This is a genomic window from Gillisia sp. JM1, assembly GCF_000424645.1.
Taxonomy (GTDB): Bacteria; Bacteroidota; Bacteroidia; order Flavobacteriales; family Flavobacteriaceae; genus Gillisia.
The window spans coordinates 2,312,334-2,328,184 of record NZ_KE384218.1 but is presented as its reverse complement, the minus strand read 5'-3'; the positions used below and the strand labels follow the sequence as shown (position 1 = coordinate 2,328,184).

Sequence of the window (15,851 nt, the reverse complement as noted above, 5' to 3'; positions counted from 1 at the left end):
CTTTTCATACGAATGCCCGCTATTTGCGCTTAACCGATGTTGTAAACAGTGCTTTTGTTAATCAACCTTTTAAATAACTAAAGATTATTATTCCAAAAATAATTATTAATGCTCCCCAGTGAATTTTATAATTTGGATTCAAATCTATATTTAAATCTTTTATTAATTTTTCATTCTTTTTTAACTTTAAGTCTAATTCTCGTTTACCCAAAGCTTTAAAAGAGGAATTCAAAATAAATTGGTCAGAATCCAAATCAAAGTTGTGTTTTGTTCCAAAAAATGAAAACTTATTCGAAACTTCAATTTTATTAACTAAAATTTTCTCATTCCCAAATAAGGAATTAAAGAATTCAATTTTATAGGAATCAATAATAAATTCTGCGTATTTCATTCGTTCGATTTCAGTTTGTTATTTGACACAACACTCCAAATAGTTCCAAATATTATTATACCAATAACCAAAAAGAACGCATAATTTTCATATTTCTCATCCATATAATTGTTCGGTATATAGGATAAAGAGAATCCGAGTATTATACCAATAAATACTTTTATAGATTTCATATATTTTTCAGTTTTTAAATTATTGTATTTAATTAAAATTTTGGTTAAGCATTGTTTACAACGGTCTTGGTTAAGGCAAGTAGCGTGGAGTAAGGACGCGTTTTTGTCGGCTTTGTTGAATTTTGATTGGTGTCTAAAATAACACTTTTCACTCAATTGCCCGCTATTTGCGCTTAACCGATGTTGTGTGTCGTTGTAATTGTAACTCTATTCAAGGAAATATTTCTTGATTTTAGAAGTTGGTTCAAATTTTGTTGAATCGGGTTTTTTGGAAGCTTGAAACTGATATGTATAATTTTTATTTACGAACTCTCTAGTTAAATAATTGATACTTAGGTTTATAACAAAAGTACTGTCGTTTATAACAATTCCTCGATTTTCTACAAAGAATTTAGGCCCTAAAGACTGGATTCTTAGAATATTTCCTTCAATAGAGTAAACGGTGTAAATTTCTTTTCTTTCAAAAATCTCAGCATAACATCTGAAGAAATCAATAATGGTTTCAAAATCTTGTCTAGGTTTGAGAATGCATTTTTTACCTTTTTCTTTTACTCTAATAGTATTTGAACTGTTTCCTATAAAATCAAAATTCATAGCAGTTCCATCTTCAAAAAAAATTATTGGACTAATATAATTAGCAGTATCATTTTCTGATTTTACATGTATACGTTTACTATAATAGAAACCATCAAGTATAAAATTTTGATTATTTACTCCAATTTTTTCTTTTAGAATGAATCTATTCGTAGAAATAGTATTTTGAGCATAGAATTGTAAAGAGGTTAAGAATATTATTAGGTAAATTATGTTTTTCATTAGATATTTTTTATTTTAAATTAAACTCGTAACAAGAATTTTTATTAAATGACACACAACGGTCTTGGTTAAGGCAAGTGGCGTGGAGTAGGGACACGTTCTTGTCGGCTTAGTTGTTTGTTACTTGGTGTCTAAAATAACACTTTTCACTCAATTGCTCGCTATTTGCTCTTAACCGATGTTGTGAACTGGGGCGATTATCCGAGTAAGAACTTTTTCTAGCGATCTGATTAAAAAATCATCATTTTAAACCTCATTGATTATGTCACTTTTCACGTCTGAGTAAGGTCAGCTTTCTATTTTGTAGCTAACATTCCTGAGTAAAAATCAGAATAAGAACTCATATCTTAGGTTTGAGTAAAAGTCAGCGAACTGCTTTTTAATCATTTTTGTCTTTAATTTTCATTTTCATTGTGCTTTTCACGCCCGAGTAATTCAGCGATTTAAATTTAAAAATCATTCAATTTTTTGTAGCTAACATTCCTGAGTAAAAGTCAGAATAATAACTCAAATCTTTTAAGTTCGAGTAAAAATCAGCGCAATAAATGTAAAACATCATTTTAAAATTATTTTTCAATTTATAAGTTTTCTCGTTAGATTGATAATCAGATCATTTTTATTGTTTTATCAATATTATAAATTCAGCACAACAGTTGCGAAATATTGGTTTCAATTAAGACTTGAATTTAGTTCTTACTTTTTTTTAGAGCCCTTGTTTACAACGGTCTTGTATAACGCAAGTGGCGTGGGGTTAGGACACGTTTTTGTCGGTTTTGTTGTTTGTTAATTGGTCTCTAAAATAACACTTTTCAGCAGAATGCCCGCTATTTGCTGTTATACGATGTTGGGCGCTGTAACTTATTCCATTAATTATATTCTTCTATATATGATAACCATCTTTTAAAAGTATCCGGATAGATTGTTGGATTAGCATAACCTCGAGGTTTAATACCTTTTACACTTTTATTTATATATCGATTTCTTATTTCATCATTAGCAACTTTTCCATTGAAACCGTAACCCATATACAATTTGCCATTTTTATTCGGTCTTTCTTTTTTGTACCAATTTTCAACTTGAAATACTTCTCGGATTAGGCTTCTATACTCACTTAGAACGTATTTGAATTTTTTAGGTCTTGAATCCGACATTCTCCAAGTTTCTTTTGTTGCTTTGTAGATTGCTTCTACTCCAGCTCCTGTTTTATAATTTCTGTTTATATTAATTATAAGACAATCATCTTCTATTTCAGTCAGTAATTCTGCATTGTAAAGTGATTTAATTTCATTTGAAGACATAAGCCCTTTTTCAATAGAATTATATCCTCCTTGAATATTACCCTTTACATATGATTTGAAGGAAGGAATATATCTAAATGTATCAATTAAACTTGCTTCTATTGCGAATGCAGTTGATTCATTTAATCCGTGTCTTACAATAATATGTTTGACATTTTCAGGTCCAATTCGTTGTATCTCTTGATATTTTAAATTTTCGTTATCCTCTAATATTTCTTGATTTATATGCGAGAACACTCGGTTATTGTTTTGACCCCTATAAAACAAGAGTATTCTTTTAAATTTCGTTAGTTAAAATTATGCGGTTAATTTTTTTATTAAAATAAGGTGTTTATCTGCGTTCCATTTTTCCATAGGTGTTATTCTACCAAGTAGTCCGTGTAGCCTTTCGTTGTTGTAGAATAGCACGTATTCTTTAAGGATTTTTTCTATTTCCCCGAAAGTCCTATACTCAAACCTCTTAAAGACTTCTTTCCTCAAAATTCCATGATACGCTTCTATATGGGCATTTTCTTCGGGAGTTGCTATGTGTGTGAATTCTTGACTTACTCCTATCAATCCTAGGTATTCCCTTACATTTTTCGCTATAAATTGACTTCCATTATCACTTCTGATTACAACACTATCAGGATATTGATAAGCCATAAACAATTCTGAGAGCAACTTTATCACTTGATCTTGTTTAATAGAAAAAGCAAAAAGGTCTTTTAGTATTCTACGAGTATGCACGTCTATTAAAGATAGCAAATAGGCATTTTTACCAGCACTGGGGATCCAAACCACCTTGATGTCCATTTCTAGGCAATCAAAGGGTTTTGTAGTGATAACTTTTCTGAACTTAACAAATTTTCGGCCAGAACCACTCCTATCTATTCGGTCGTCCAACTTCAATAGATTGGCTTCTTTCATTATTCTATAGAGCTTTTTATGATTTATTGTATATCCATCCCGATTCAAATATGAAGTCATAAGCCTGTAACCGCAATCTATAAATGGATGACTTAATATTGATTTAACGGACTCAATAACAGCAAATTGACTAACCAAACCTTTATTGTCGTGATAGGTGAATTCGCTTGGCCTATTTCCCTTTTTAGCAGCACTGGGTTTTCTATAATAACTACTGTGGACCATACCTACCATATCAATAAGTTTGGTTTTACCAATGTTGTGTTTTAAGAACATAGCATCCACTAAATTTTTCTTGGATCGGACGTCCCAAACTTTTTTTTTAAAAGCTCTCGTTGAACTTCTAATTCGATCTCCTTGTTACTTAACAACTTCCGGAGTATCCTATTTTCTTCTTCTGCCTGCTTTAACTCTTTACTACGAATGTCATAGGTCATTTTTAAGCCTACTTCTCCCTGGGTGTCATATTTCTTCTTCCAACTATAAAAAGTACCAGTACTAACACTGTATTTGCGGCAGGCTTCAACAATGCCCAGTTCTTCTGAAGAAGATAGGATTTCTAACTTTTCTTCTAGACTCCATTTCTTGTATTTCATATCTCAAAGGTATTATTTGAAATTTAAAATATCACTCCGAACTTATTGGGGGCTAAACTAGTTATATTGACCTTTTCCAACGTAAAAGGGTTCGTTGTTTTCTGGATCTATTAAAAGATAAACATAGTACTGAAGATTTTCCTTTGTATTCTCATCAAACATTTTACTTGAATTTTTCTGGTTATTGCGCCCAACGGTCTTGGTTAAGGCAAGTAGCGTGGAATAAGGACGCTAACTTGTCGGCTTTGTTGTTTGTTACTTGATCTCTAAAATATAACTTTTCAATCAAATACCCGCTATTTGCGCTTAACCGATGTTGCATAGCGGTTTTTACTACAATTATGTTGTTTTGTTGCCTGCCTTTTTTTTTCATTTTTCTTCTTTCCTGAATTATAATTTTATTTTTCACATCGGAGGAAGGACCAGCTTTTGATATTTTGGTTCTTAATTATTTATGTCAATTTTCATTCTACAGTGAAAGTCAGAGTTATAAATCGAAAGGCATCCAATTGATTCATTTTTCGTGCTTGAGTAAAAGTCAGAATAATAAGCTGAATGCATCTATTTTTAGCTTTTACAGATCCGAGTAAAAGTCAGCGCAGTGATTTTAAAAATCATCAATTCTTACTTCTTCTTTTCAATTCAAATTTTTAAATTTTATTTAGAATCCACGTATTGATTTTAAGAATATCTAATTTTCACACTTTTCATCTTTGAAAACTTTTCACATAAAACTCAGAGTTGAGTGGTTTAAGTTTTTTACTAAAATCTTAAAAAAGTCAGCGCAACAGTTTCGAGAGATTGGTTTTTTATATTCAGATTTTTTTGAGTTTTTCTTTCTAAAAACTGATTTGCAACGGTCTTGGTTAAGGCAAGTGGCGTGGAGTTAGGACGCGAACTTGTCGGCTTTGTTATTTGCTAATTGGTCTCTAAAATAACACTTTTCAGCAGAATGCCCGCTATTTGCTGTTAAACGATGTTGTAGAGAGTTGTTTACTCCAAATTTATATTTTTGTTGGATGCCTTTTTTGTTTTTATTTTATAAATCTAAAATTATGTGTTTCACATTCGAGTAAGGATTTTTTTGAATTGTTTTCTTCTAAATTTTTTTGCTCATTTTTCACGTTTGATTGAAAGTCAGATTCAAAAACTAAAAGTCATTAATATTTGACACTTTTCACGCCCAGCCCAAAAATTCAGCGTTCTGAATTTAAAAATAATCAATTAATAATTCTTAGTTTAATGGAGATCCTCTCATTTTTCGTAAGAATTCGCGCACTGATTTTAAGAGCATTAAATTTTGACACTTTTCATACTTTTAAAATTTTCTCACAAACCCTACGTTTGAGTGCTTTTCGTTTTATCTAAAATCTTGAAAAAGTCAGCGTAACAGTTGCGTGAGATTGGTTTTTATATTCCGATTTTCAAAAGTGTTTTTTGCGTATTTTCCTGCTAAACAATTCTCTACAACGGTCTTGTTTAACGCAAGTAGCGTGGAGTAAGGACGCGAACTTGTCGGCTTTGTTATTTGCTAATTGGTCTCTAAAATAACACTTTTCAGCAGAATGCCCGCTATTTGCTGTTAAACGATGTTGTAGAGAGTTGTTTACTCCAAATTTATATTTTTGTTGGATGCCTTTTTTGTTTTTATTTTATAAATCTAAAATTATGTGTTTCACATTCGAGTAAGGATTTTTTTGAATTGTTTTCTTCTAAATTTTTTTGCTCATTTTTCACGTTTGATTGAAAGTCAGATTCAAAAACTAAAAGTCATTAATATTTGACACTTTTCACGCCCAGCCCAAAAATTCAGCGTTCTGAATTTAAAAATAATCAATTAATAATTCTTAGTTTAATGGAGATCCTCTCATTTTTCGTAAGAATTCGCGCACTGATTTTAAGAGCATTAAATTTTGACACTTTTCATACTTTTAAAATTTTCTCACAAACCCTACGTTTGAGTGCTTTTCGTTTTATCTAAAATCTTGAAAAAGTCAGCGTAACAGTTGCGTGAGATTGGTTTTTATATTCCGATTTTCAAAAGTGTTTTTTGCGTATTTTCCTGCTAAACAATTCTCTACAACGGTCTTGGTTAAGGCAAGTGGCGTGGAGTAGGGACACGTTCTTGTCGGCTTAGTTATTTTTCACTTGGTCTCTAAAATAACACTTTTCACTCAAATGCCCGCTATTTGCGCTTAACCGATGTTGTGGGCAGTTTTTAATTGTTCCGAAGTTTATAGACTTTGTTTATTCTTTTGTCAGCTATATAAAGTATTCTATCCGCATTTTCAAATGGTATATCCAAGTTTGCGCAAACCTTTTTTAAGTCTTTCAAATACTTTAAATAAATCTCTATTTGATTTTTAATATTTTTTTCACTCAAATAATTGTTCAATTTTAATTCCTGTCCAGTATAAATTATCCGATAAACTCTTTGGTCGATTATTTGATAGACATTATTATTCCGAAATCTTAAAATTGTAGATGCCATAGCAAGACGAACACCTTTTGTTTTAAGAAGCGCTGTTAAAATTCTTTTAGTCTTCTCCAAGTCAATTTTTTTGTGGTTAGGATTAATTGAATTAATCAACGAAATTAATTGATCATCAAAATCTGAATAACGATTTACTTTCCACAAAACAATTTCGTTTAGTTTGCTTTTATCAAAATCTTTTTTGTCTTTATCAAGGTATACTGTTAGTTTCTTTTGATAGTTGAACTTGTAATCGCTATCTAAGATTTTAAAGTCTTTACTGAAAATTGTTTTGTGATTCATTATATTTTCAAAATATTTCGAAACCCTTTGGTTGACTATTTTTTCTTTTTATTTTCTATTTACAAATCCAGTTACAGTCCTTTTATTAGTATCAGTTAACCAAATGAGAATGAAAGGCTTTGTTTTACTGTTGTAGGATTCCGATTCGATAGCTCTATTTTTAAATCCATTATCCATAATATTATATTTTAATTCATCAATTTCGCTCATTAAATTAAAAACTTTATTTGAATGTAGACTAAATATAATACTTGAAATCTTCCCCTTATCATATAATACTTTTATATCATAAATTTTTGAAGAAACCGCTTTTTCAAATATTAGCATTTTTTCGTCTTCCGACACTAATTCGTATTCTTTTGGAACTGCCTTTTTAATATCCTCTTGAGTTAGGTTTTTTTCTATCCAATTTTCCGATGTGGTAAATGGTTTTGAATTGAAATCTTGAGCATAAATGTTAAGGCTAAAAAAAACAATAATAATTGTAATGACTTTTTTCATATTCGTTTAATTTGGTTTTTAGTTAATTTTATAGTTTAAATCAAATTCCTTTAAGATTTTCATATTAGTCCGAATTTTTCTTAAATTGCCCACAACGGTCTTGGTTAAGGCAAGTGGCGTGGAGTAGGCACGTGAACTTGTCGGCTTTGTTATTTCTTTCTTGGTCTCTAAAATATAACTTTTTGTTCAAACACCCGCTATTTGCGCTTAACCGATGTTGCATATCGTTGTTTACTTCAAATATGTTATTTAGTTGTCTGCCTTTTTTTTCCTTTCCTGAATTATAATTTTATTTTTCACATCCGAGTAAAAGTCAGTTTAATTTCTTTCTTAATCAAATTTGTCATTCTTCACATTTAAGTAAAAAACAGATTTACAAATTTAATGGCATTCAATTTATTCATTTTTCGTGCTTGAGTAAAAGTCAGAATAATAACCGAAATGTATGTGTTTTACTTTTTTTTACCTCCGAGTAAAAGTCGGCGTATTGATTTTAAAAATCATCAGTTATTAGTTCTTCTTTTCAATTCAAATTTTCAGATTTTGCTGAGAATCTGCGTACTGTTTTAAAAACATCTATTTTTCACATTTTTTATCTATTAATCTTCTTTGCAATTAATTCAATATTAGTAAATATTGATCTTTTAAAGATTTTTTTAAAAATTAGCGCATCAAATTTGAAAGCATCCATATTTCACATTTTTCACCATTTAATCTTCTTTTAGTAATGTCAGATTTAAGTGAATATCTATCTTCTATAATCTTGAATAAGTCAGCGCAAAAGTTGCGAGAGATTGGTTTTTTTTATTCAGATTGTGAGTTTTTTTTGAGTTTTTATACTGAACAATGATTTGCAACGTGTTATATCGAATCGAATATACACCTTTAATCGAAAATATTCCGGGATAAACGTAGGTTTTCAGGGTTTTTATCGGATTCTGATAATTGCTTTAAAGCCACGTCCAACGGACTCTTGATCTTAAGTAGATCATGCTGAGTGACATGCGTATAGATCATCGTGGTTTCTGGACGGGAATGCCCCAATAATGCCTGAATGTGCCTTAGATCGATCCCATTCTCCAACATATGTGTCGCATAAGAATGACGCAACGTGTGTGGAGTTACATGTTTCTTTATCTTTGCCCGGTTACATGCCAGTTTTAAAACACTTCTTACAGAAGATGCACTATATTCATTACCATCCTTTCCTTCAACAAACAATTTCTCGGGCTTATAGCTGGTAAGATAATTATAAAGTAAAGGCACAAAAGCTTCAGCCATAACCACATGTCTGTCTTTTCTTCCTTTTCCATTTCGCACATAGATCTGCCTGCGGTCTACATCTATATCTTGCAATTTTAAACTTAAAGCTTCCCCAATCCGCAATCCCGAAGAATAAATTAGAATCAGCAGGGTGCGATGCTTCAAGTTTCGGGTAGCTCTAAAAATGTCTATTACTTCCTCCTTAGAAAGCACCACCGGCAAATATTTACTTTTATTGGGCCTATCTATATCATCCACATTCAAAGCTTCCAATTTATGTAATTTTTCGAATTGCTTTAGCGCGCTAATACATTGCCTATGCGTACTTATAGAATAACCTTGCTGTGCAATTTCCTTTTCAATAAAAAGTTCCAGATCTCTATTGTTATATTCTGAAATTGGTTTTTTCTGAAATTTTAAAAGTTTGAGGATAAAGCTGCAATAAGTACCAATGGTACTTTTACTATAGCGTTTCCCTTCCAGATAAGAACTGAATTCCTTTAAGTCCTCATCAATTCTAGGACTAATAGTATAAGATTGTAGCTCCGAATAATCGATGCTGCAGTCGAATTTCTGAAGATGACGATAGAGAATTTCTTTATTTTTCTGAATAAACTCTACGTAATAACAAGAATGAGTTTGAGTCCATTTAATTATTTCTAGTTTTTTTAAATGGAATTTTAATTCAGCATTGAACTTAAATGCGATGCCAATTTGTAAGACATCGTTATGCTGTAATGGGAAAAGTCTAACCTGCTCCATAGTCATTTATATATAGAGTTAAAATACTATAAATAAATGATTTAAAGCAGGTTGTGTGTTATTAAATATGAAAATAAGAAGAAGAAACTACTTTTTGATAAATGGTGTATCGGTCTTGGTAGATTCAAGTTGCTTGGAGTTGGGAAGCATCTTTATAGCTATCGGGATTGTCGGCTTAGTTGTTTTGTTACCTGGTATCTAAAATATCACTTTTTATATGATTGCCCGCTATTGTGAAAATCGTTGTTAACCTCTGGCTTTTCCTTTTAAATAGGTTTCTGGTCAGAATAATATTAATCTTTCCATTTTGAACCGCAGAAAAATTTTGTAATGCATCTTCAAAATCTTTGAATTCTGAATTAAGGGCATCTAAAACAACTTCTTTATCCATTTTTGTGATTTCTAGTATGCTCAAAAGCTGTTTAATTTTTTCTACTATTAATTGATGTTTTGCTGTTTTTCGTAATAAGTAATAAACATTACAGATTATAACTGCTGTGATATATCCATTTATTTTTTTCTCTTCGCAAAGGTTTAAAATATCAGTTGCATATTCAGCGAAAGGTTCACGATCAAAAAAGAAATCCAATATTACATCGGTGTCGATTAAAACCTTATCCATTATAAATATTTTTCTTCTAATCGGTTTTGAAGTTCTTTTTTATAATCCATGTTTTTTGGCATTTTAAAAGAACCTTTTAAAGATTTTACAACAGGATTCAATTTTTTAAAATCCCTGTTGTTTTCTTCTTTTGTCAGGGTCTTTAGATAGTTTTCGATAATATCAGACAAGCTCCTGTTTTTATCTTTAGCATATTCTTTAGCTCTTAGGATAATTTTTTCTTCTATAGTCAAAGTGAGTTTTGTATTCATTTTTTATGACTTAAAGGTTAATATAATAAAGATAGAAAATTATTTTTTCATACGTGTTGTTTTAAAATTAATTACACGTTTAAATATCTTGTGGCTAACAGATACATTTTGAATCCTACAAGCTAACTAATCCGTTCGAAGTGCTGTTTTTTAGTTTTAGTTCCTCCTTTAACTACGGAGAAAATGGGGCAATTCTATCATAAAAGCATGACAAAAATCTGAATCTAGCAAGTTAAAATAGTTACTGATAAAAAGGTAGGATCACTTGGTTTACAAAACCAGCAATCCGTTTTCTTTTAAAAGCAGAATAGGTTTAGAGAACCAGAAGAGCTCAAAATCCTCTAGATCCATTTCAAAATCTTTTTTTAGATCTGAAAAAGAGCGAAGCTTTTCATTTTGTGGCTGTAATAATGGTAAGTTTCTTAGTAACCAATCACCGGTTTCTTTTTCTAGAACAATCTGAAAGCTGTTTAGATTGCTATGAAAAGTAAATGCCAGCTGATGCCTGGTAATCCCTCGTTTTGTTTTTATCTGTTCAGCAATTATCGGCATTGCGCCTAACCAAACTATTTTTGCTGAAGGTCTTACGTTGAAGTTAGGATCTGTTTCTAAACATTTTTCAATAAAATCAGGATTTATCTGTGTCTTCGGAATTTTGAAATCGAACCATTCCTGAAGCGAAAGTTCGAATCCGATTCCGTGCATAAAATTGAAAAGCGATTTCTTAAGTCCGAAGCTAAATTTTGAATGCTCTATTCCTGTATGATCCTTAAAATCTACATCGTTGTTTGCAAAAGTGATGTTCTTATAATTCGGAGTAATTCCATAATCTGAAGGATTTAATCCCACCGGACTATGAGCTGTTAATGCGAACTGATGCCAGAAACCAGATTGAATAATTCCCATTTCAAATAATTGTCTTACCATCTCCAAACTGTCTACTGTTTCCTGAATAGTCTGTGTTGGGTACCCATACATTAGGTAAGAATGCACCATAATGTTGGCATCGGTAAGATTTTGAGTTACTTGCGCCACCTGAGATACTGTAACACCTTTATCTATCAATTTTAATAACCTGTCTGAAGCTACTTCAAGTCCGCCGGAAATTGCAATACACCCGGATGCCTTCAGCAGTAAGCAAAGATCTTTAGTGAAGTTCTTTTCAAACCGAATATTGGTCCACCAAGTTACCGTTAGCTTTCTTTTTATAATTTCTAGAGCCAAAGACTTCATTAAAGCAGGTGGTGCAGCTTCATCTACAAAGTGGAATCCGTTTTCTCCAGTTTGCTCAATGAGTTGCTCCATTCTATCTACCAATATTTTGGCAGCAATGGGCTCGTAAATTTTAATATAATCCAGAGAGATATCACAAAAAGTACACTTCCCCCAATAACAGCCGTGTGCCATGGTAAGCTTGTTCCAACGGCCATCGCTCCATAAACTGTGCATCGGGTTCGCAATCTCTATTACAGAGATATAATCTTCTAATAATAGATCTGAATAATCTGGAGTACCTAATGCACTTTGTTTATAATCTGCTTTAATCGTGTCATTTTTATAAACCACTGCATCATCTTCAATTATAAAAGTTCTTTTAAAAGTGGGTACTTCGGAATTATTTTTAGAACAAACAGCAGTTGCCAACAATTCAATTGGTAGTTCTCCATCATCTAAGGTTATATAATCTAGAAACTCAAATACGCGGGTATCAGAAACAGATCTTAATTCGGTATTTGGAAATCCGCCACCCATCGCGATCTTGATATGGGGATAATTCTCTTTTATAAATTGACCACATCTTAAGGCACTGTAAAGGTTCCCGGGAAAAGGAACAGAGATGCACACTAATTTGGGTTGTGTAATTTTTAGTTGATCATTAAGGATCTCTAGCGTAATAAGATCTATTAAAGTGGTTTCTTCTTGCAGTTCCTCGTAAAGCTCATCAAAAGAATTAGCACTTTGCCCAAGACGTTCAGCATACCTGCTAAATCCAAAATTATCGTCGATGCATTCCACAATAAAATCTGAAAGATCTTCCAAGTATAAGGTGGCTAAATGCTTCGCTTTATCTTGCATTCCCATAGATCCAAATGCCCAATCCATATCGTCTAACTGATCGAATCTGGAAGCACGAGGCAGAAAGTTATCAGTGCAAATTTGTCTGGCTAAGGTATTGTTCTTGCCTTGAAGAAAACGGACAACTTCATTTAAAGGTTGTAAATAAGCATCTTTTAAAGCATAGATGCGTTCACAATTTTCAGATTGAATACTGTCATTTTGAAAAGCGATCTCAAATAACTCTCTAAAAGTGTCTTCTGAAAATAGCTCGAGGATCACTTCAATTCCAAGATCCATTTGAAAGGCAGAAATATTTTTGGTATTCAGAAAACCTTTAAGGTATGCCGTAGCTGGGTATGGCGTATTTAATTGAGTAAATGGTGGAGTAAGAAGTAAAAGGTCTTTCAAAATAGCATATTAAATAGATGCCTACAAAGATAGCTTATTGTGCGCTTTTTAATATTTCTGAAACAGCTAGTTTGTACGCTTTGGGATTATTTGCTTTTTTTATTTTTTTAAAGGTCTTCTGCGGATTGCTGAAGGATTCTGAAAAGTAGCTCCAAAATCCTTGCATTTTCATCTTGATAGGAGTAGGGCCAGACAATGCTGCATCATACTGCTCATAAATGGTATCATGAAATTCACTGAAGATCTTCCATCTGTCTTTTGGGTATTCTGTTGTGTCTTTCTTTATCATACTTGGCAAAAAAGGATCTGCAATAAGACCTCTCCCAATCATAAAATGATCGATACTAGGAAAACGCTCCTGCATGTTCTTAAAGGCTTCAACACTCGTAATATCACCATTATAGTATAATTTATGTTTCGTGCTAGTAACACAGCGCTCAAAGGCATCCAGATCTACGCCACCTTTATAAAGTTGCTTTCCAATGCGGGCGTGAATGGCAATATTCTTCAGCGGATATTTATCAAGAATAGGAAATGCATCTAAGATCTCATTGCTGTTTTCATAACCCATTCTCATTTTCATAGAAACCAGAATATCGGTTTCAGAATGTGCTCGTTCTAGTATATTGTCAATTTTTGCAGGATCACAGATCAGCCCAGAACCCATTCCTCGTTTGGTGACCATAGGATAAGGGCAACCTAAATTCCAGTTGAGTTCCTTGTATCCTAATTCCTGAACGTACTTAGCTACAAATAAGAATTCGTCTGCATCATTAGTGATCACCTGCGGAATTACTTCTAGCGTATTATTATGCTCGGGTAAAAGATCCCGTTGATAGGAGTTTTTCACCACCATTTTCCCATCTAAGCGAATGTATGGCGCGTAGAAAGTATCTATTCCGCCAAAATAATGATGGAAAGCATTCCGAAATCGGAAATCTGTAAATCCTTGTAGAGGAGATGAAAGTAAGGTAAAACTCATAGGCTTTTTAATGGCCGCAAAGATACTCGAATTTAAGAGTTAAATAGGGAGTTTTATAAGGAGAATGGCGATTTAAAAAATCTACTCTTCTGGCTCTGGAATGAAGTTAGCTGAAAGTTCAAATTCATGATGGATATCTCCATGATCTTCATTCGCTGGGATGGTCCATATAATATCAGTAGTTATTTCCCATTCCGTCTCACTGATTTTGATGCCTTCTATAGTTCCATCGGTAACATTGAAATATCCTTGTTCTGGAGTATTCGATTGAGAATCGTATTTGGCTAAAGCTGTGCTAAAATTTTCTTTTTCTAATTTAAACTCAGTTTTGTCCTTATCAATTGCAAATATAAGTCCTATTTTATATCCGCTATCTGCTAGTCTTTGTCCGGTTATGGTATCTATTTTATCACCTGCAGCCTCGTAATAATAAAAGACAAGTTTGTCTCCTTCAACGATCTCTGCCCTTATAAATTCATTTTCATCTGTACTATAAACAATTTCTGACTTTGGGTAATAGTAAGGTTTAATTGTTATAGAGGGATGGACAAAACTTGCCCAACGATCATCTTCATCTGTATCTCCCTCGCTTTCTGTGTCAGTTTCTTCATTTGTTTCTCCTTCTTCTGATTCCTCTTCAGCTTCTTCTCCTTCTTCTGACTCTTCATAGGTGGCGGTTTCATCTACCACTTCCACGATGGTTTCGTCTACCTCTGGTTCCGAAGTATCACAACTAAACAAAAGGAATGCTGAAACAATAGCAAGAACAAGATATCTCATAGTTAATTTTGAAAATGATAGGTGAAATTACACTTTTTTTATAAAAAATCATATAAATATGAAATTAATGAACTGTTATCGATAAATATTTCAATAAAAATTAGAATATGATCAAAAGTTGTAAGATAATTCTGATTAAGCTTCTATATAATCCTTGTATTCCAGGAAAAAATCTTCTAACGGGCGCATGTGTATATTAAAGAATTCAAAAACCTTCGGCCAATGTTTTTTGTTATGGATATTCACCGAATCTAATTGTAGGTAAAATTTAGAAACTTCTTTTCCTTCAGGCAGTAGATAATGATTTTCTATCTCGAGAACTGTTAAATATTCTTCTTTTAAAATAGTTTTTAAGGCATAGATCTTTTCAAAATAATATTCCTGGATCACTTCATCTGCACTATAAACATCTATAGAAACTTGTGCGAAATCATTATTAAAAGTAAATTTTAATTGCACTTCCTTAATCCCTGTATTATACAACACCCATTTATGAGGATAATTTTTTCCGAAGCTGGTCCAGAATTCTTCGCGTATTTTTTTAGATTCTTCCTTACTGAACATTTTATAATAAATAAGCCAATAGTATTCCGGCGACAATCACTCCTAGCTTAGATGCATTAAAAGTGTGTGTTTTTGAAGCTTCAAAAATAATAGTGGTAGAAACGTGTAGAAAAATTCCAATCACCACAGCACTTATATAAGTGGTATACTCATTAAGTATTTCAAAATTAGCCGACATCCAGCTTCCTAAAGGAGTCATGAATGCGAAGAGTATTAAAAACAAAGCGACCTTAAATTTCCCAATATTAGATTGAAGTAAGAAAGCAGATAGAATTGCCGCTACTGGGATCTTATGTATTGCAACCCCATATAACAAATGCTCTGAAGTATTCAGCGGAAAACCTTCTAACAAAGAATGAATCCCTAAACTGATCAAGAGTAAAATTGGGAAATGAGCCGCATTCCCATCATGATGAATATGGCCGTGTTCAGCTCCTTTAGACAAAAATTCCAGAACAATCTGAAGCAATAATCCCAGCATAATGAATACGCCGATTTTGGCTTCTCCAGAGTTATAAACTGCCGGGAGCAATTCAAAAACCGTTACAGATAATAGATAAGCTCCACTAAAAGAAAGCAATAATTTAAATGCTAAGGAGGAATTCGGTTTTAAGAATAAGGCTATAAAAAACCCAATTAGAACCGATAAGAGTGGCAGAATATATATCATTTAATAAAGTATGTTCTCTAGATTGGTATTT

The 15,851-nt window shown here is 32.3% G+C and carries 15 protein-coding genes; all 15 read right to left on the bottom strand.

What is annotated here, in order from left to right; all coding sequences use genetic code 11:
* Positions 1–61: 61 nt before the first annotated feature.
* The gene (locus H033_RS0113905) at positions 62–391 is read right to left on the bottom strand and encodes a hypothetical protein (RefSeq protein WP_026838860.1); all 330 of its coding nucleotides are present in this window, start codon (positions 389–391) and stop codon (positions 62–64) included.
* A gap of 380 nt (positions 392–771) precedes the next feature.
* A complete protein-coding gene (locus tag H033_RS0113895; RefSeq protein WP_026838859.1) occupies positions 772–1,380 on the bottom strand; it encodes a hypothetical protein in 609 nt (202 codons plus the stop codon).
* 866 nt (positions 1,381–2,246) lie between these two features.
* Positions 2,247–2,915: a hypothetical protein gene (locus H033_RS20285; protein WP_155827820.1), complete on the bottom strand. Its 669-nt coding sequence runs from the start codon at positions 2,913–2,915 to the stop codon at positions 2,247–2,249.
* Positions 2,916–2,975: 60 nt separating this feature from the next.
* Positions 2,976–3,863, bottom strand: a complete 888-nt coding sequence (locus H033_RS0113885) for an IS3 family transposase (protein ID WP_155827685.1) — start codon at positions 3,861–3,863, stop codon at positions 2,976–2,978.
* Positions 3,864–3,871: 8 nt separating this feature from the next.
* Complete coding sequence (locus H033_RS0113880) at positions 3,872–4,183, bottom strand: transposase (RefSeq protein WP_026836989.1); 312 nt, start codon at positions 4,181–4,183, stop codon at positions 3,872–3,874.
* A gap of 2,218 nt (positions 4,184–6,401) precedes the next feature.
* A complete protein-coding gene (locus H033_RS0113870; RefSeq protein WP_034886223.1) occupies positions 6,402–6,959 on the bottom strand; it encodes a hypothetical protein in 558 nt (185 codons plus the stop codon).
* A 48-nt stretch (positions 6,960–7,007) separates the two neighbouring features.
* Positions 7,008–7,460 carry a hypothetical protein gene (locus tag H033_RS0113865; protein ID WP_026838856.1) on the bottom strand — a complete coding sequence of 151 codons (453 nt, stop codon included), beginning with the start codon at positions 7,458–7,460 and terminating at the stop codon, positions 7,008–7,010.
* Positions 7,461–8,345: 885 nt separating this feature from the next.
* The gene (gene xerA / locus H033_RS0113860; RefSeq protein ID WP_026838855.1) at positions 8,346–9,485 is read right to left on the bottom strand and encodes a site-specific tyrosine recombinase/integron integrase; all 1,140 of its coding nucleotides are present in this window, start codon (positions 9,483–9,485) and stop codon (positions 8,346–8,348) included.
* Between the two features lie 187 nt (positions 9,486–9,672).
* Complete coding sequence (locus H033_RS20280) at positions 9,673–10,107, bottom strand: type II toxin-antitoxin system VapC family toxin (protein ID WP_051227918.1); 435 nt, start codon at positions 10,105–10,107, stop codon at positions 9,673–9,675.
* Positions 10,107–10,358, bottom strand: a complete 252-nt coding sequence (locus H033_RS0113850; RefSeq protein WP_026838854.1) for a DUF6364 family protein — start codon at positions 10,356–10,358, stop codon at positions 10,107–10,109. The genes H033_RS20280 and H033_RS0113850 overlap by 1 nt, the downstream gene beginning before the upstream one ends.
* A gap of 270 nt (positions 10,359–10,628) precedes the next feature.
* Positions 10,629–12,824, bottom strand: a complete 2,196-nt coding sequence (locus H033_RS0113845) for a B12-binding domain-containing radical SAM protein (protein ID WP_026838853.1) — start codon at positions 12,822–12,824, stop codon at positions 10,629–10,631.
* Between the two features lie 34 nt (positions 12,825–12,858).
* Positions 12,859–13,806 carry a tRNA dihydrouridine synthase gene (locus H033_RS0113840; RefSeq protein WP_026838852.1) on the bottom strand — a complete coding sequence of 316 codons (948 nt, stop codon included), beginning with the start codon at positions 13,804–13,806 and terminating at the stop codon, positions 12,859–12,861.
* Positions 13,807–13,887: 81 nt separating this feature from the next.
* On the bottom strand, positions 13,888–14,586 hold the full coding sequence (locus tag H033_RS0113835; RefSeq protein ID WP_026838851.1) for a hypothetical protein: 699 nt from the start codon (positions 14,584–14,586) through the stop codon (positions 13,888–13,890).
* 135 nt (positions 14,587–14,721) lie between these two features.
* Complete coding sequence (locus H033_RS0113830; RefSeq protein ID WP_026838850.1) at positions 14,722–15,150, bottom strand: DUF4268 domain-containing protein; 429 nt, start codon at positions 15,148–15,150, stop codon at positions 14,722–14,724.
* A 1-nt stretch (position 15,151) separates the two neighbouring features.
* A complete protein-coding gene (locus tag H033_RS0113825) occupies positions 15,152–15,820 on the bottom strand; it encodes a ZIP family metal transporter (RefSeq protein WP_026838849.1) in 669 nt (222 codons plus the stop codon).
* Positions 15,821–15,851 lie beyond the last annotated feature (31 nt).